The following is a 17,163-nucleotide window of genomic DNA, read 5'->3' as shown; positions in this document are numbered from 1 at the left end:
TCGGCTGGCGATGCGCCGCCGCTTCCTGCCCGGATGCAGCCGACGCCGTGGCTCCAGCACTTCTGCACGCGCCCAAGTTCGCGCCCACGAAGCGCTCGCGCGAGCCTAAACTACGCATTCCGTCAGCCCTCCCGGACTCATGCCTCCTCGCAAAGACCCTCGCGCCCGGCCGCTTGCCTCGTCCCCCGCACCGGGCGGCGCTGACGCGTTGCAAGATCCGGTCCTGCTGCGCCGGCTGCTGCGCGCCAAGGACCGCATGGACGCCGCGTCGCATGAGGCTTGGCCCGTCAAGCGCCTTGCCGAGGTGAGCGGCGTCACGCAAGCTCATTTCGCGCGCTCCTTCAAACGGGCCTTCGGGGTCCCGCCGCACCGCTACCTGCTGACGCGCCGCATCGAGCAGGCCGTCACCCTGTTGCGCGACACCGGGCTCAGCATCACGGAAATTGCCTTTGCCACCGGCTGGGAGAGCCTGGGGACCTTCGGCAGAATCTTCCACGACATCACCGGGAAAAGCCCCAGCGCCATGCGCGTCGAGAGCCAGACCGACATGCCGCGACTCGAGCGCATGCCCGCCTGCGTGGCGAAGGCCGCGCAGCGCCCCGATCTCACCACCGCAGTTTCGGAGAAGCGCCGCCGCGCGGCCGACGATACAGTCTGGCCATCAACCAGGGAGGTGTCATGAACGAGGGTATCAATGTGGTGGGCCTGTACGTCGACAACCAGGACGAAGCGCTCACTTTCTACGTCGACAAGCTCGGATTCCGTGTCCATACGGACGTGCGCAATGGGGCTTATCGCTGGCTCACGGTCCAGCATCCCGATCAGCCCGCGTTTCAGCTCGGGCTGTTCACACCCGGCCCGCCCATCCACGACGAAGCCACCGCGCAAACCTTGCGCGCCATGGTCGCCAAAGGGGCGATGCCGCCTCTGGTTCTCTCCGTGGACGACTGCCGTGCGAGCTACGCCCGCCTGAAAGCGCGCGGCGTGGAATTCACCCAGGAGCCGGTGGACCGCTTCGGCAGCGTCGATGCCGGTTTTCGCGACCCCGCCGGCAATGGCTGGAAGATGATCCAGGCACCGAGGAACTCGACGTGACGCCAGCAGCGGGATCGTCGGTTCGGGTGGCCGGGTATCCATCGGCGTTGCGCTGGCGGATAAGCGCCGGCGCCGTTATTCGCCGGAAACGAGCCTGTGCTGCCGACTCGCATGAGCAGGCGATTGTCTTTGAGAGGGAATGTCGTGAAGGGAATTAGCTTGCCCCGCTTATCTGGAAGCATCGACTACAAGCAGGAAGCATAGGCATGCTGCTCGCGCTCAAACTCGTGCTGGTGCCCGCGTTTCTCGCCGCGCTGACGGTGGCGGGACGCATATGGGGGCCGACGGTGGCGGGGTGGCTCGCGGGGCTGCCGGTCGTTGCCGGGCCGATCGTCTTGCTGCTTGCGCTGGAGCGCGGCTCGACGTTCGCGGCGCACGCGTCGGCGGCCTCGATTGCGGCGATCGCCGCATCGGAAGCGTTCAATTTCGCCTACGCGTGGACCTGCCGGCGCTTTGCATGGCCCCTCGCGCTGGTTGTCGGGATGCTCGGTTGGGTCGGCGTGGCAAATTTGCTGACGCAGCTTCCCGCCGGCCTCGCATGCGCGGCGGTGGCGGCCTGCGTGGCCGTGGCGGTGTCGCAAAGCGGCTTGCCGCGCGTGAGCGGTCACGTACCGGCGGCGCGCCTCGGACTCGGCGACCTCGCTGTGCGCATGCTCGCCGGCGCGCTGCTGACGGTCGCGGTGACCACCCTGTCCGCGTCGATGGGCGCGACATGGAGCGGACTGCTCTCAGTGTTTCCTTTGCTCGGCATCGTGCTCGCGGTCTCGGCGCAGCGCGCGCACGGCGCGGACTTCGTCGCGTTGCTGATGCGCGGCATGGTAATCGGCCGTGCGTCGTTCGCGACATTTTTCGCCGTGACCGCGAGCATGCTGCCTCGATACGGCGTGTGGCTGAGTTTTATGTGCGCGGCGGTGGTTTCGATCCTCGTGCATGGCGCGACGAGGCGGATGCTCAACGCGACGCGGCCGGCGCAGGTTGCGGCGCGTGAGATTGTGGAGCGGCAGGCGGCGGATTGAGCGCGAGGGTTCGCCGAGACTTGCGGCGGGTCATCGCAGTTCTTAGCCGCTCGTTGCGTTCGGAGCGGTTCAAGGCCCACCTCGCATGAGCAAAACGACCGCGCACACGTCTCACCCATTTGCCCGATACTGCCAACATGACTTCGCGCGATCGACCCTCCACCCGCACAAGAATCGGCCTGATTTCCGATACGCACAACCTCGTACGCCCGGAGGCATTGCGCTATCTCGCCGGTTGCGACGCGATCATCCACGCGGGCGATATCTGCAACCCGGCCGTGCTCGAAGCGCTAACGCAAATTGCGCCGGTCACGGCCGTGCGCGGCAACAATGACACCGGCGGCTGGGCCGTGTCGCTGCCGACTCACGTCACGCTCACCGTGCAGCAGGTGGCGATTCTCGTCGTGCACGACATCGCCGATGTGGGCGCCGATCCGCGCAGCCTGGGAATCGGCGTGGTGGTGACGGGCCATTCGCACAAACCGTCGATCAGCGAGCGCGACGGCGTGCTGTTCGTCAATCCGGGCAGCGCCGGGCCACGGCGTTTCAAACTGCCGGTTTCGGCTGCAATCCTGATCGTCGAATGGGCGAGCGCAAGCGCGAGCTTCGATTCGCTGGTGCCATAAAAAACGGGCCGGCAAAGATTTGCCGGCCCGTTCTCACAACTCAGTTTGCGCTAACCGGGGCGCACCGCGTGCTCAGGCACGCGCCGTGGCGGTTGCCGCATAGCCTTCGTCGATCTCCGCGGCTTCACGCTCGCCACGCAGCACGGCATGCGCTTCCGCACGCGTCGCCACGCACGGGCCCGAGCCGAGCAGCGGCTTACGGGCGGTCTCGCGCAGCGCGAGCACCGAGACGACACCGATCAGCGAAGCGCCCATCAGATAGTACGCGGGCATCATCAGATTGCCGGTGCTGTTCACCAGCCACGCCGTGACGAGCGGCGTCGTCCCGCCGAACAGCGACACCGAAACATTGAAGCCGATCGCGAGCGCGCCGTAGCGGATCCTGGTCGGGAACAGCGCCGGCAGCGCCGACGGCATCACGCCGGTAAAGCACGACAGCAGCACGCCGAGAATCATCAGGCCGCCGAACACCGGCAGCACCGTGCCCATGCGGATCAGCAGCAGGGCGGGAATCGACAGCGCGAACAGACCCACGCAACCGAACAGCATGACCGGCTTGCGGCCGATCGTGTCGGACAGGCGGCCGGCGGCGAGCGTCATCGGCATCATCAGCACCATGACGAGCAGCACGAGGAAGAGGCCATGCGTTTCGTTGAAGTGCAGCGTGGCCGACAGATAGCTCGGCAGATACGAAAGCGCCATGTAATCAGTGACGTTGAAGATCAGCACGAGGCCGACGCACAGCAGAAGCGGCTTCCATTGCTGCATGAGCAATTCGCGAAACGACTGCTTGGGCAGCGCCTTGTCTTCGGCTTCACGTTGTTCCGCCTGCTTCTTGAACGCGGGCGTTTCTTCGAGCTTCATCCGGATGTACAGACCCACCAGACCCAGCGGACCCGCGATCAGGAACGGCACGCGCCAGCCCCATGAGAGCAGCGCCTCGTTGGAGAGCGTCGCGGTCAGCACGGCCACCGTGCCCGCGCCGAGCACGTAGCCGATCAGCGTGCCGAACTCCAGGAAGCTGCCCATGAAGCCGCGGCGCTTGTCCGTCGAGAATTCGGCGATGAAGGTCGCCGCGCCGCCGTACTCGCCGCCGGTCGAGAAGCCTTGCACCAGACGCGCCACCAAGAGCAGCACCGGCGCGAAAATGCCGATACTCGTGTAGCTGGGGATCAGGCCGATCGCGAAGGTGCCGAGTGCCATCATGATCATGGTCATCGCCAGCACGCGTTGTCGGCCGATGCGGTCGCCGAGCGGCCCGAACACCATGCCGCCGACCGGCCGCACGAGGAACGCCGCGGCGAACGTGCCGAAGGTGGCGATCAACTGCGCCGCGGGGCTCGCCGACGGAAAGAACACTTTGCCGAGCGTGACAGCGATATAGCTGTACACGCCGAAATCGAACCATTCCATCGCGTTGCCGAGCGCCATGGCGCCGACGGCCCGCTTGAGAAGAGATTTGTCGACGACGGTGATGTCGTCCAGAGAGAGGCGTTGTTCTTCTTTGTGATGTCGCCAGAAGCCGTTGCTGGAAGCGGTCAAGGTGAAAACTCCAATGACTGCGACGAAACTCATGATGCGCATGAACGTTCCGCCACGGTTGCTGGGAAGTGCAGTGTCGCGAGCAAGGCGAAAGGCGTCTTCGTCACCGTCGAAGGGCGACAGAGTTGGGCGCGAAAAAAACACAACGCCCGTGCCTCGCGAGACAGGTCGCGAAAAAACACTCGTCTAGATTGTGCTGACTGTTGCACCTGCGTGGCCGTGGAAGGGGGGCAGATGCATGAGGACGCTGGGTGGCTGAAAGCTGGCCCACGCGCCGCTGGAAGGCTTGAAACGAAAAAGGCCGGTGCTGTATTCGCCGCTCATGCCGAGACATGCGACGGGAAACGACCGACAAGCCTTCTTGTATAAAAACTGTTCAATTCGGAGTGGCAACACATTGCGATACGTACTGTGTATGCACTGCGGGCCAGATTGAAGAGAACGTGAATGAAGGTGAAATGCTGTTGGAACGATGCACATAATAGCACGATAACGGAGGATCGTGCAAACCGGGTGTCCGCGAGGGACCTCGGTGGGGGCGTTCAATCCCTTGCGGGGCGGGGGATTGGGCGGATCCTGGCGGTCTGAAGAAGCGGCTTAAAAATGGCCTGAAATGTACCGTTTGGAGAATTTTGCCGCTTCGTTCGAGCGATCAAACGAACGTTGCGTGATGGAGCAGATTTGCAGCGGCGCGGACGAAAAAAATCCGCGCACGCGGCGCGGATTTCGGTGATGCGGCCTGAAGTGCGAGAGAGCGCGATTACGCCGAAGGCGGCACGTAACCTTGCGCCGTATCCGCGCCTTCGCCGAAGAAGAACTTTTCGGTCTGCTTCATCAGGTATTGGCGTGCGCGCGGATCAGCCATGTTCAGGCGGTTTTCGTTGATCAGCATGGTTTGCTGCTTCAACCAGGCCTGCCAGGCTTCCTTCGAAATGCTTTCGTAGATCCGCTTGCCAAGTTCGCCCGGCAGCGGCGGGAAATCGAGGCCTTCGGCTTCCTTGCCGAGCTTCGCGCATTGAACCATACGAGTCATGCTGTGCTTCTCCTTTGTCGACCGGGTGAGTGCTTCAGCACTGACTCCGGTCCCGTAAAAATGGGTTGATGTGTCGATGCCGGGACAGGCAGTCGCTATATAGGGCCGCTCAGAGCTGTTTCATCAGCACGAGCGACTTGCGCTGCCAGTTATAGAGTCTGCGGCGGTCTTCCGGCAAATCGTCGACGGTGACCTTGACAAAACCGCGCTTGAGGAACCAATGCTCGGTACGCGTGGTGAGCACGAAAATGCGCGTCAGGCCGCGCGCCCGCGCGCGCTGCTCGATGCGCTTCAACAGGCGCTCGCCGTCGCCGGTGCCTTGCGCTTCGGGCGAGACCGTGAGGCACGCCATTTCGCCGATGCGTTCGGACGTGTACGGATACAGCGCCGCACAGCCGAACAGCACGCCATCGTGCTCGATCACCGAGAAATGGTCGATGTCGCGTTCGATCTGGTGACGGCCGCGCCGCACCAGCGTGCCGTCCGATTCGAGCGGCTCGATCAGCGCGAGAATGCCGCCGACGTCGTCCGGCGTGGCTTCGCGCAGGCTTTCCAGATTCTCGTACGAGATCATCGTGCCCACGCCGTCGTGCAGGAACAGTTCGAGCAGCAGGCTGCCGTCGAGCGCGTAAGGGATGATGTGCGCCCGCGCCACGCCGCCGCGACAGGCGCGAATCGAGTGCTTCAGATAGAAGCCGGCGTCGCCGGTGACCTCGCCGCTTTCATGCAGCTTGTAGGCGTCGTCGAGCGAGAGTTCGCGCACCAGTACGGGGCCGTCTTCGCCGGCTTCCATCAGGCCCGGCGTCTCGGTCAGGAACACGATCTTGTCGGCGCGCAGCGCGATCGCCGCGGCGGACGCGACGTCTTCCATGGCCAGATTGAAGGCCTCGCCGGTGGGCGAGAAGCCGAGCGGCGAGAGCAGCACCAGCTTGCGGCTCGCGAGCGAGTGACGGATCGAATCGGCGTCGATCTTGCGCACCACGCCGGTGTGGGCGAAATCGACACCATCCAGAATGCCGACCGGGCGCGCTGTCACAAAATTGCCCGATACGACGCTGATGTGCGCGTGCGCCATTGGGGTATTCGGCAGACCCTGGCTGATCGCGGCCTCGATATCCAGACGCACTTCGCCGGCCGCTTCTTTCGCGGACTCCAAAGCGCGCGCGTCGGTAATGCGCATGCCGTGCGAAAACTCGGACTCCACGCCGTGCAGGCTCATCTGCTCTTCGACCTGCGGCCGCGAGCCGTGCACCAGCACGATCTGGATGCCCATGGCTTGCAGCAGCGCGATATCGGACACGAGCGCATTCAGGAGCCCCTGATGCACCACCTCGCCGCCGAAACCGACAACAAACGTCTTGTTACGGAACGCATGGATGTAAGGGGCGACTGAGCGCATCCAGTCGACGAATTGCGCGTGCTGTGCGAGGTTTTCCGTTGCTCCGGCGGGGGCCGGAACGCTCGCGGGCGCGGGGACGAGGTCGGTTTGGGAATTCATGCCGGGGATTATAATGCGCCCCCATGTCGAATGTACCCAAAAGTCCCGCTGCGGCGAACGAGAATCCGGCGCCGGCCGCCGATCAACCGAAGGCCGGCGACGCCGCACGCCGCACAGCACCGGACGCCGAACCGAACGCGCCGCACACGGCGCGCGAGCCGCGGCGCGCCGCGGAAAATGCGCAAGCGTCGGCGCAGAGAAATCATCCGCGCCGCGAAGCCCGCAATCAGGAAAGTGGCGAGGAGGCGAAACCCGCTGAAAGTGGCGAGTCGCAGCCGCGTGAGGGCAAGGAAGGCCGAAGGTCAGACCACAGCCCCGGGCGTGCGCGGCAGCAGAGCGCGTCCGGCGCGAACCAGCAGAAAAGCGCCGCTCGTGGCGACCAGCCACGTCAAGCGGACTCGCGAGACGGCGGGTCGCGCCGCGAGCAAGCGCCGCCCCGCGCCGCGCGCGCACCGCGTGTCGTCGAGCCCAATCCGATTCCGCCGATCACCTATCCGGAAGCGTTGCCCGTATCGGGCCGCCGCGAGGAAATCGCCAAGGCGATCGCACAGAATCAGGTCGTGATCGTCTGCGGCGAGACCGGCTCCGGCAAAACCACCCAGCTGCCGAAGATCTGCCTCGAACTCGGCCGCGGGCTCGGTGCGGGCGGCTCCGGTCTGATCGGCCACACGCAGCCGCGCCGGATCGCCGCTTCGGCGACGGGCCGCCGCATCGCCGAAGAACTCGGCACGCCGTTCGGCGAGGTGGTCGGCTACAAGGTGCGCTTTACCGACAATCTGTCGCCGGGCGCCTCCGTCAAGCTGATGACCGACGGTATCCTGCTCGCCGAAACGCAGACCGATCCGTTGCTGAAAGCGTATGACACGCTGATCATCGACGAGGCGCACGAGCGCAGCCTGAACATCGACTTTCTGCTCGGCTATCTGAAGGAAATTCTCGTCAAGCGTCCCGATCTGAAGCTGATCGTGACCTCGGCGACGATCGACGCGGACCGTTTCGCGCGCCACTTCGGCAGCGAAGAGAAGCCCGCGCCGGTCATCGAAGTGAGCGGGCGGCTTTATCCGGTCGAGGTGCGCTACCGGCCCGTCGCGGAAGACAGCCCCGCGGTGAAGGCCGCCGAAGGCAACGCGTCTTCCTCCGCGCCGCGAGGCGAGCGGCCGAAAACCCAGCGCGAAACCGATCGCGATCTGATGGAAGCCATCGTCGACGCCGTCGACGAACTCTGCCGCGAAGGTCCGGGCGACGTGCTCGTGTTCCTGCCCGGTGAGCGCGAAATTCGCGACGCCGCCGAGGCGCTGCGCAAGCACCATCCGCCGCACACAGAAATTCTGCCGCTGTTCGCCCGTCTTTCCGCGGCCGAACAGGAGCGCGTGTTCCGCACGTCGAACGCGCGGCGTATCGTGCTGGCCACCAACGTCGCCGAAACCTCGCTGACGGTGCCGGGCATTCGCTACGTGGTCGACACCGGGCTCGCGCGGGTGAAGCGCTACTCGTATCGCAACAAGGTCGAGCAGTTGCAGGTCGAGTCGATCTCGCAGGCCGCCGCCAATCAGCGGGCCGGGCGTTGCGGCCGGGTCGCCGACGGCATCTGCATTCGCCTGTACGAAGAAAGCGACTACCAGGGCCGCGTGCGTTTCACGGATCCGGAAATTCTGCGCTCGTCGCTGGCCTCGGTGATTTTACGGATGAAGTCGCTGCATCTGACGGCGATCGAGACGTTCCCGTTCATCGAATCGCCGCCGGGCCGCGCCATCGCCGACGGTTATCAGCTGCTCAACGAACTCGGCGCCGTCGACGACGACAACCAGCTCACGCCGCTCGGCCGCGAACTCGCGCGCTTGCCGCTCGACCCGCGCGTCGGCCGGATGATTCTGGCCGCCCGCGACCAGCAGGCGCTGAAGGAAGTGTTGATCATCGCCAGCGCCTTGTCCGTGCAGGATCCGCGCGACCGGCCGATCGAAGCGCAGGAGCAGGCCGATCAGGCGCATCGCCGGTTCGCCGACGAGCGTTCGGAATTCCTGCAATGGCTGAAAATCTGGAACTGGTTCGAAGAAGCGATCGCGCACAAGAAGTCGAACAAACAGTTGCACGAGGAGTGCCGCAAGAACTTCCTGTCGCAGCTGCGTCTTCGCGAGTGGCGCGATGTGCACTCGCAACTGCTCACGGTGGTGCGTGAGCACGGCTGGCGCTTGAACGAAGCGGAAGCGACCTTCGAGCAGATCCATCTCGCGCTGCTGACCGGTTTGCTCGGCAACATCGGCCTGAAAGCCGACGACGAACCGTATTACCTCGGCGCGCGCAGCATCAAGTTTTATCTGTGGCCGGGCTCGGCGCTGGTGAAGAAAGCCGGTAAGTGGGTGATGGCCGCCGAACTGGTCGAGACGAGCCGGCTGTACGCGCGGTGCATCGCGAAGATCGAGCCGGAGTGGATCGAGAAGATCGGCTCGCATCTGTTGAAGAAGTCGCTTTCCGAGCCGCATTGGGAAAAGCGCGCGGCGCAGGTCTCGGCATTCGAGCGCGCGGTGCTGTATGGCCTGCCGATCTATCACCGGCGGCGCGTGAGCTTCGGCAAACAGGATCCGGCGCGCGCCCGCGAGCTGTTCATTCGCGGCGCGCTGGTGGAAGGCGAGTTCGATACGAAGCTCGCGTTCTTCGCGCACAACCGCAAGTTGCTTGCCGATATCGAGCAGCTCGAACACAAGTCGCGCCGTCAGGACGTGCTGGTCGACGACGAGCTGATTTTTGCCTACTACGATCAGGCGTTGCCGAAGGGCATTTATACCGGCGCGTCGTTCGAGCGCTGGTATCGCGACGAGGTGAAAAAGAGCGGTCAACTGGAAGACAAGTTGCGCCTGCTGTACCTGTCTCGCGACGATCTGATGCGGCACGAAGCCGCCGGCGTGACCACCGACCTGTTCCCGAAACGGATGACGATGGCGGGCGTCGAGATGGCGCTCACCTATCACTTCGAACCGGGTTCGCCGCGCGACGGCGTCACGCTCGCCATGCCGCTGTATGCGCTGAACCAGGTCGACGCGCGCCGCTGCGAATGGCTCGTGCCCGGCATGCTGAAGGAGAAGACGCAGCTGCTGCTGAAGTCCCTGCCGCAGAAGCTGCGCCGTCATTGCGTGCCGCTGCCTGAGTTCGCGGCGGGTTTCGTCGAACGGCATAGTGGTCCGCGCTTCGGCGCGGGCGGCTTGCTCGAGTCGCTGATCGCCGATATTCGCGAGCAGACCCAGGTCGCGATGAAGCAGTCGGACTTCAAGCTGGAGACCTTGCCGCCGCATCTGTTCATGAACTTCAAGGTCGTCGACGAGCATGGGCGTCAGCTCGCGATGGGCCGCAACCTGTCGCAACTGCGCGCCGAACTCGGCGGCCAGGCGCAGCAGCATTTCCAGAAGATCGCTTCGAGCGCGGCGGGCGCGGCGTTGGCGGACGCGGGCGGCGGCAGTGTCGCGACGCCGTCGCAAGCGTCTGGCCTGGCAAACGCCGCGGCGCAGCGCGGTAAGGGCGCTCCGGCGTCGGGTCCGCAGACCGCGTCGCGAGACGGTGCGCAGGGCACGGCGTTGTACGAAAAGCTGACGACCTGGAACTTCGGCAAGCTCCCCGAGCTGCTTGAAATCCGGCGCGGCGGCCAGACGCTATTCGGTTATCCGGCGCTGGTGGATCGCGGCACGCATTGCGACGTGGAAGTGTTCGATTCGCCCGACGAAGCCGCGCGGATCCATCGCGCGGGATTGCGCCGGCTGTTCGCGTTGCAGTTGAAGGAACCGATCAAGTATCTGGAAAAGAATCTGCCGGGCTTGCGCGAAATGGCGATGCAGTTCATGCCGCGCGGCACTCAGGAAGAGTTGCGCGATCAATTGATCGACACCGCGCTCGACCGTGCCTGCCTGCAAGACCCGTTGCCCGACGACGACGTCACTTTCCACACGCGCCGTGACGAGGGCCGCAGCCGCCTGACATTGCTGGCTCAGGAAATTGCCCGGCTGGTCGGACAGATTCTCAGCGAATACGCGACGGTGACCAAGAAGCTGGTGCAGGCGAAGTCGTTCACGGCGGCGCATGCGGACCTGCACAATCAGCTCGACGGACTGATCGGCAAGCGCTTCGTGGTCGATACGCCGTACACGCAACTGGCGCATTTCCCGCGCTATCTGAAAGGGATCGCGCTGCGCATCGACAAGCTGAAAGCGGACCCCGCGCGCGACGCCCGTCAGTACGCCGAGTTCCAGCCGCTGTTGCAGAACTATCAGCGCGCGGTGGCGCAGCGTGGCGGCGTGCTGGATCCGCGTCTGTCGGAATTCCGCTGGCTGTTGGAGGAGTTGCGGATCTCCCTGTTTGCTCAGGAATTGCGCACGCCGATGCCGGTGTCGGTGAAGCGCCTTCATAAGGTGTGGGAGTCGATGCAGCGCTGATCGCCGCGACTAGCGGGGCGGGGCGCCATGCCTGCTCCGCCTCGCGGACGTCTCGCGGGCGGCTGAGGTGGCGGCTCACGTGGCGCCGGCACGCGGTCGCGGCACGGATAAAAAGGCGCGCGACGCCATGCCTTTTGAGAATGACGTCACGCGCAAAAGGCGCGGGCCTTTGTTCGAACCCGCGCCTGAGACACCCGCTAGATCGATCCCCGGCCCATGGCCGCCATGAGCTTTGACCGGACTCGTCCTGCCGGTTTGGCCTACCAGTGCATGCCGGCGCCGATCGACGCGCCGAACTGGCCGCGCGAATCCGTGGTGCCTTGCAGCTTGTAGACCCACTTGCCCGTTTCCGAGAGCTGCGATACGCCAATGGCGAACGCCGACTGGCCGGCATAGGTGCCGCCGGCCATGGCGACCATGCCGTGACCCGGTAGCACAGCCTGCGGCAAACCGGCCATCGCCATGGCGGATGCCGTGCCGCCGTAGGCGTCGCGGCGAGCCGAGCGGATCTGGTCGTCGGTATAGCTGTTCGCCTGGCTGACCGCGCCACTGGTGCTTTGCTGCAACTGGCTGACGTTGACGGCGTCGGTCGCTTGCACGCCGGCTGCGACCTGGGTGATCTGACGCTCCTGCCCCGCCGCACCGACCGACACCGTGTTCGCCCGATCGGCGACCGAGCCCTGGCCTAGCGCGACGGAGTTGTCGGCGCCGGCATTCGCCGCCGCCCCGAGCGCGGTGGCGTTGCTGCCGCTGGCAACCGAGCTTGCGCCGATGGCGACCGCGTTGGCGCCGGTGGCCTGAGCGCTCGCACCCATGGCGATGGCGTTGGACCCGATGGCCTGCGCGCTGGCACCCATGGCGACGGCGTTGGCGGCGGTGGCCTGAGCGCTCGCGCCCATGGCGACGGCGTGCGCGCCGGATGACACGGCGGCTTCGGTATCGCGATTGCCTTGCGCGCTGAAGAACGGATCGGCGGCATCGACCACGGCGTTGTTGACGGCGCCCGAGATGGCCGCGTTCAGCTGATCCACGTTGACCGCGTCGGTCCCGGCGACGCCCGCCGCGAGGTTGTGAATCATGGTGCCGCCGCTCGCCGCGTTCAGACCTGCCGCGAAGCTGGTGGGCACGGTGCCGCCACCCGAGTTGTCGCCGCCGAGCGTGACGCTGTTGCGGTTCACGCTGCCGTCGGGGTTCTTGTCGTACATCACCGCGCCGTCGAGCTTCGCGGCGGTGGCCGCGCCTTGGGCGCTCACGGCTTTCAATTGCGCGACATTGACGGCGTCGGTGTCGGCGGCACCCGCCGCGACGTTCGTAATCTGGCGCTCCTGGCCGGCGGCGCCCACGGAGACGGTGCGCGCCCGGTCGGCTATCGAGCCCTGGCCGAGTGCGACGGAGTTGGCGGCTACCGCGCTGGATTGATAGCCGAGCGCGGTGGAATTCGCGGCTGAGGCGGTGGCTTGATAGCCAAGTGCGGTGGAGTTGGTGGCTGAGGCCATGGCTTGATAACCAAGCGCGGTGGAATTGACTGCTGAGGCCGTGGCTTGATAACCAAGCGCGCTGGAGTTGGCCGCCATTGCGCTCGCCTGATTGCCAATAGAAGTGGAACCGTCCGCCTGAGCGGTGGCGAAGCCGCCGATTGCCGTGCTGAAATCGCCGTTTGCCTGCGAACCGGTGCCGACGGCAACACTCGCTTGTCCCGCGGCGAGCCCCGCACTGCCGACGGCGACTGCGTTGGCGCCGGTGGCCGATGCGTCGTCGGTTCCGTCGTTCAGGCCGTTTGCCTTGAAATAGCGTGACGCGTTTGCGCTAACGGCTTGCAGTTGGCTCAGGTTGACGGCGTCGGTCGCCTGGGTGCCGGCTGCGACGTTCGTGACCTGCCGTTCGTTGCCTGCGGAGCCGACTGAGACGGTATTGGCGCGGTCGGCCAGCGAACCCTGGCCCAAGGCGACCGAACCGTCCGCCGAAGCATGCGCGTCACGGCCGAGCGCAATCGAGTCGGCGTTGTTGGCAACGGCGGCGTAACCAATCGCGATGCTGCCGGCCGACGCTGCGGATGCGTAGGAGCCGAGCGCGGCCGCGCCTGTTCCCGCGGCTGCGGAATTGGCGCCGAGTGCTGCCGCGCCTGCTCCTGAGGCAGAGGAATTGGCGCCGAGCGCGGCCGAGCCTGCTCCTGAGGCAGAGGAATTAACCCCGAGCGCAGCTGAGCCTGGTCCTGAGGCAGAGGAATTGGCGCCGAGTGCTGCCGCGCCTGCTCCTGAGGCTGCGGAATTGGCGCCGAGCGCGGCCGAGCCTGTTCCTGAGGCAGAGGCATTAACCCCGAGCGCAACTGAGCCGGTTCCCGAGGCACTCGAACTGGCGCCGAGCGCGGTGGCATTCTCGCCGGTCGCTTGCGCGAACGCGCCCAATGCCATCGCCCCCACGCCGTTCGCGAAGGCCTGATTGCCGATCGCCGTGCTGTAGTCAGCCGCCGCCAGCGCCAGATTGCCGCCCGCGAAGGCACTCGTGCCGAGCGCGGTCGACAGGTAGCCGATCGCGACAGAACTCGTGCCGATCGCCCTTGCTTGCGCGCCGGTCGCGACCGAATTGTCGCCCTCGGCATCGGCCTGAAGGCCTGTTGCGCTCGATTTGTCGCCCAGCGCACTCGCTTGCACGCCTGCCGCAATCGAGCCGAAGCCCTGCGCGTTCGACTGCACGCCCGTCGCCATCGAGAAAGCGGCTGCCGCCGTGGCCTGAAAGCCCATTGCAATCGAGCTTTCGTTCAGCGCTTGCGAGCCCGCGCCGAGTGCTGCCGAATGGCTGCCGCCCGCGTTCGCCTGCATGCCGTAGGCAATGGAATAGGGGCCCACCGACTGTGCCGCGATACCCGCTGCAATCGAGCCTGCACCGATGGCCATCGCATTCGTGTCCGTAGCGGGATTGAACGGCGCCGCCGCGAAATAGATGGTGGCGGCATGCGCCGCCGGCGCGCCCGCTGCCAATACCGTCAGCAGCAGTACTGCCTGGGCAATCGCTTTCTTCCGGGCCGTTACTCGCTTTGTCTTCGATCTTGCCGGCGCCGGTGCCGCCAGCGACGTTTGCGTCGCGTCACACCAGGTCAATGGGTTATTGCAATTCATTGTTTTAGAAACTCCGCGGTATTGCGTAAGTGGACGGCGCATCAACGCGGGGGAGCCAATTAAGGATTCATCGCCCTGATAAATTGCACAAAAAATAAAGGCCAGCAGGTTTCGGTTTTCCTGGCAATGCCTTGAGTTTTTGCGCGCACGAAACGCCCGCGACATGCCTGCGCGTCCACCGGGCTGATTGCGTGGGCGATGAGGCTGCGGGATTGTCCAATCCGGCGGTGCGGCGAGAATTCAGTTAAATCCGAAGGCAGCGAGGAAAAATCCTTTTGTGTGTTTAACGCTTGATTCGCTGGTGTGGGAAAATAAATTAAACAAGGAATGGTCGCATTCGATCTGATAATTATTTTTATAATCTGAGTGTGTTCTTGTATTTATGTGTCTTTCGTGAGATTCGAAATCTCAAGCGCGCTACTCATTGAAGGCCATTTCAGAATGGCTTGAGCGCCCATTGCGATGGCGCCCGGCGAGCGGCGGTAGGCGGCATCGCGCCCCCGATTTCTCTTGTGCGCGGATAGCGACCTACGTCAACCGCTGGCCCTGGCAAACGTTCTACAATGATGGCTGTTCTCCGAAGTGAGTTTTCATGCGCAAATTTTTTCTTCCCGGCTTGACTGCCACGTTCGCCGCGGCTACGGCGCTAGTCGCTGCCGCAGGTTTTTTTTCTCCGGCGGCCCACGCCAACAACGTGATCGTGCTCAACTCCGGCGAAGCCACGCTGAGCCTGATCGACGAGACCAGCCGCCAGGTCATCGGCACCGTGCCCACGGGCAAGGAACCGCACCACCTGATGGCCACGCCGGACAATTCGTCACTAATCGTCGCGAATTCGGTGTCGAACAATCTGATGTTCGTCGATCCGAAAACCGGCCAGGTGCAACGGTGGGTCGAAAACATCGAAGATCCCTATCAGATCGGCTTCTCGCCTGACCGCAAATGGCTGGTCACCACCGGCCTGCGTCTGGACCGTCTCGATATCTATCACTACGACGGCCAGAAGAACCAGATGACGCTGGCCTCGCGCCTGCCGCTCGCGGTCATGCCGAGCCATATGGCGTTCACGGCCGACAGCAAGACGGTCTTCGTCACGCTGCAGGTTTCGGGCGAACTGGCCGCGATCGACCTGGCCACGCAAACAGTCAAGTGGAAGATGAAGGTCGGCAAGGTGCCGGCGGGCCTGTGGATGACGCCGGGCGAGAAATACCTGCTGATCGGTATGACCGGCGCGGATTACGTCGCGGTAGTCGACTGGCGCAACCAGAAGATCGTCAAGACGATCCACACGGGCAACGGCGCGCATAACTTCCGTTCGCTGGCCGACGGCAAGCACGTCGCGGTGTCGAACCGCGTGGCGAGCACCATCAGCATCATCGACGAAGACTCGCTTACCAACGTCGGCGACATCACCGGCTTGATGCCCGGACCCGACGACATGGAACTTTCCGCCGACAAACGCTATCTGTGGGTTACGTTCCGCTTCGCCAGGCACGTCGGCATCATCGACCTGACAACGCGTAAGCTGATCCAGACGATTGCCGTAGGCCGCTCGCCGCACGGCATCTATTTCTTCAATCGCGCGCCGATCACGGCGCCGAACGGCGCCTGATGCAGGGGCTTATGCCGCACCAGGCGAACCGACACGGATGAAGTAACAGGCCAGCACCATGTTCCATCTGATTTTTTCTTCTCTCGACAGCTTCGTCTCGGCCGTGCAGACGTTGCTGTACGTCGACGTGGTGCAGCCGCTGCTGTTCCGCTTCAACCTGATGGACTACGACGAAGACACCTACGACAGCCTGTATTGGGTGATCGTGGGCGTTTTCGAAGTGCTGGCCATGTACGCGATCCTGCGCCCGCTCGAAGCGCTGCGTCCGGTGGAGCAGTGGGAGAGCCGCAAGGCGGTGCGCGTCGACGTGATCTACACGTGGATCGCCAAGCTCGGCATTCTCAACCTGTTCTTTTTCTTCGCGCTGCAGCCGTTCTTCGACAACGTGCAGGCGTGGCTGCGGCTGCACAACATCTCGAATATCGAGTTCGACAATCTGTGGCCGGGCGTCACCACGCAACCGCTCGTCACGTTCGTGATGTATCTGCTCGTGCTCGACTTCGCCGGTTACTGGTATCACCGCTGGGAACACCGGATCGGCGTGTGGTGGGAACTGCACGCGGTGCACCACAGCCAGCAGCAGATGTCGCTGTGGTCCGACGACCGTAACCATCTGCTCGACGGTCTGCTGCAGGCCTCGTTCTTCGCGGTGATCGCGCTGGTGATCGGCGTGCCGCCGTCGCAGTTCGTCGTGCTGGTGGCTATCACGAATCTCGCGCAGAGCGTCCAGCATGCGAACATCCGTCTGTATTTCGGCTGGCTCGGCGAGCGTCTGCTGGTCAGTCCGACCTTCCATCGCCGTCACCATGCCATCGGCTACGGTCATGAAGGCTTGAAATACGGTTGCAACTTCGGCGTGCTGTTTCCGTGGTGGGACATGCTGTTTCGCAGCGTGTCCTGGAGCCGCGAGATGGAGCCGACGGGCATCAGCGATCAGCTCGAAGGCCGCCGCTATGGCGACGGTTTCTGGGCGCAGCACTGGCTCGCCTTTGTGCGCATCGCCGGGCGTCTTTCGCCGAAGCGCCGCACCGAAAGTAACGACGCCGCCGCCGTTTGAGCGCGCCTCTTCCCACGCCGCCGGTTTCCCCGGCGGCGCGTCACGTGGTTTATCCTGTTCACGTTTGCGCACGTCCCGCGGTAAATCCCCTCGAGGGCCGCGCCACGGGATGTCCCTGCGTGGGGCGAGCGGCGGGCCGCATGGCCGGTT

At 64.5% G+C, this 17,163-nt stretch carries 11 protein-coding genes; 7 read left to right on the top strand and 4 right to left on the bottom strand.

The window, feature by feature from the left end; translation table 11 throughout:
- Positions 1-139: 139 nt before the first annotated feature.
- From P0D68_RS27265 to P0D68_RS27250, 4 genes are all read left to right on the top strand, one after another.
- Positions 140-682, top strand: a complete 543-nt coding sequence (locus P0D68_RS27265) for a helix-turn-helix domain-containing protein (protein WP_408301686.1) — start codon at positions 140-142, stop codon at positions 680-682.
- Positions 679-1,095 carry a VOC family protein gene (locus P0D68_RS27260; protein ID WP_091792851.1) on the top strand — a complete coding sequence of 139 codons (417 nt, stop codon included), beginning with the start codon at positions 679-681 and terminating at the stop codon, positions 1,093-1,095. Before P0D68_RS27265 ends, P0D68_RS27260 begins: the two co-directional genes overlap by 4 nt.
- 206 nt (positions 1,096-1,301) lie before the next feature.
- The gene (locus P0D68_RS27255) at positions 1,302-2,111 is read left to right on the top strand and encodes a hypothetical protein (protein WP_408301688.1); all 810 of its coding nucleotides are present in this window, start codon (positions 1,302-1,304) and stop codon (positions 2,109-2,111) included.
- A 137-nt stretch (positions 2,112-2,248) separates the two neighbouring features.
- Positions 2,249-2,737: a metallophosphoesterase family protein gene (locus tag P0D68_RS27250; RefSeq protein ID WP_408301690.1), complete on the top strand. Its 489-nt coding sequence runs from the start codon at positions 2,249-2,251 to the stop codon at positions 2,735-2,737.
- A gap of 72 nt (positions 2,738-2,809) precedes the next feature.
- On the opposite strand, the gene proP is transcribed toward P0D68_RS27250, so the two are convergent.
- The 3 genes from proP to argA all read right to left on the bottom strand — a co-directional run bounded on the left by proP (position 2,810) and on the right by argA (position 6,810).
- Positions 2,810-4,312: a glycine betaine/L-proline transporter ProP gene (proP, locus tag P0D68_RS27245; RefSeq protein ID WP_286162033.1), complete on the bottom strand. Its 1,503-nt coding sequence runs from the start codon at positions 4,310-4,312 to the stop codon at positions 2,810-2,812.
- Positions 4,313-5,039: 727 nt separating this feature from the next.
- Complete coding sequence (locus P0D68_RS27240) at positions 5,040-5,312, bottom strand: oxidative damage protection protein (RefSeq protein ID WP_007181244.1); 273 nt, start codon at positions 5,310-5,312, stop codon at positions 5,040-5,042.
- Positions 5,313-5,421: 109 nt separating this feature from the next.
- Positions 5,422-6,810: an amino-acid N-acetyltransferase gene (argA, locus tag P0D68_RS27235; protein ID WP_408301692.1), complete on the bottom strand. Its 1,389-nt coding sequence runs from the start codon at positions 6,808-6,810 to the stop codon at positions 5,422-5,424.
- Between the two features lie 23 nt (positions 6,811-6,833).
- Here argA and hrpA point away from each other — a divergent pair, with 23 nt between their 5' ends.
- Positions 6,834-11,228, top strand: coding sequence for an ATP-dependent RNA helicase HrpA (gene hrpA, locus P0D68_RS27230; protein WP_408301694.1), 4,395 nt, complete (start codon positions 6,834-6,836; stop codon positions 11,226-11,228).
- Positions 11,229-11,488: 260 nt separating this feature from the next.
- Here hrpA and P0D68_RS27225 read toward each other — a convergent pair whose 3' ends face one another.
- A complete protein-coding gene (locus P0D68_RS27225; protein ID WP_408301696.1) occupies positions 11,489-14,344 on the bottom strand; it encodes a YadA-like family protein in 2,856 nt (951 codons plus the stop codon).
- A 592-nt stretch (positions 14,345-14,936) separates the two neighbouring features.
- On the opposite strand from P0D68_RS27225, the gene P0D68_RS27220 reads away from it, so the two are divergent.
- On the top strand, positions 14,937-15,956 hold the full coding sequence (locus P0D68_RS27220) for a YVTN family beta-propeller repeat protein (protein ID WP_408301698.1): 1,020 nt from the start codon (positions 14,937-14,939) through the stop codon (positions 15,954-15,956).
- A gap of 58 nt (positions 15,957-16,014) precedes the next feature.
- On the top strand, positions 16,015-17,013 hold the full coding sequence (locus P0D68_RS27215; protein ID WP_091792857.1) for a sterol desaturase family protein: 999 nt from the start codon (positions 16,015-16,017) through the stop codon (positions 17,011-17,013).
- The last annotated feature ends 150 nt before the right edge of the window (positions 17,014-17,163 follow it).

It is taken from the genome of Paraburkholderia sp. RL17-380-BIE-A (assembly GCF_046028085.1).
In the GTDB taxonomy this organism is placed as follows: domain Bacteria; phylum Pseudomonadota; class Gammaproteobacteria; order Burkholderiales; family Burkholderiaceae; genus Paraburkholderia.
This window is presented reverse-complemented; position numbering and strand designations above follow the sequence as displayed.

Bases quoted from the DNA above. Each gene is read 5' to 3' on its own strand.
- P0D68_RS27240 (WP_007181244.1), bottom strand. From the start codon at position 5,312: ATGACTCGTATGGTTCAATGCGCGAAGCTCGGCAAGGAAGCCGAAGGC.
- P0D68_RS27260 (WP_091792851.1), top strand. From the start codon at position 679: ATGAACGAGGGTATCAATGTGGTGGGCCTGTACGTCGACAACCAGGAC.
- P0D68_RS27250 (WP_408301690.1), top strand. From the start codon at position 2,249: ATGACTTCGCGCGATCGACCCTCCACCCGCACAAGAATCGGCCTGATT.
- argA (WP_408301692.1), bottom strand. From the start codon at position 6,810: ATGAATTCCCAAACCGACCTCGTCCCCGCGCCCGCGAGCGTTCCGGCC.
- P0D68_RS27265 (WP_408301686.1), top strand. From the start codon at position 140: ATGCCTCCTCGCAAAGACCCTCGCGCCCGGCCGCTTGCCTCGTCCCCC.
- proP (WP_286162033.1), bottom strand. From the start codon at position 4,312: ATGAGTTTCGTCGCAGTCATTGGAGTTTTCACCTTGACCGCTTCCAGC.
- P0D68_RS27215 (WP_091792857.1), top strand. From the start codon at position 16,015: ATGTTCCATCTGATTTTTTCTTCTCTCGACAGCTTCGTCTCGGCCGTG.
- hrpA (WP_408301694.1), top strand. From the start codon at position 6,834: ATGTCGAATGTACCCAAAAGTCCCGCTGCGGCGAACGAGAATCCGGCG.
- P0D68_RS27255 (WP_408301688.1), top strand. From the start codon at position 1,302: ATGCTGCTCGCGCTCAAACTCGTGCTGGTGCCCGCGTTTCTCGCCGCG.
- P0D68_RS27225 (WP_408301696.1), bottom strand. From the start codon at position 14,344: ATGAATTGCAATAACCCATTGACCTGGTGTGACGCGACGCAAACGTCG.
- P0D68_RS27220 (WP_408301698.1), top strand. From the start codon at position 14,937: ATGCGCAAATTTTTTCTTCCCGGCTTGACTGCCACGTTCGCCGCGGCT.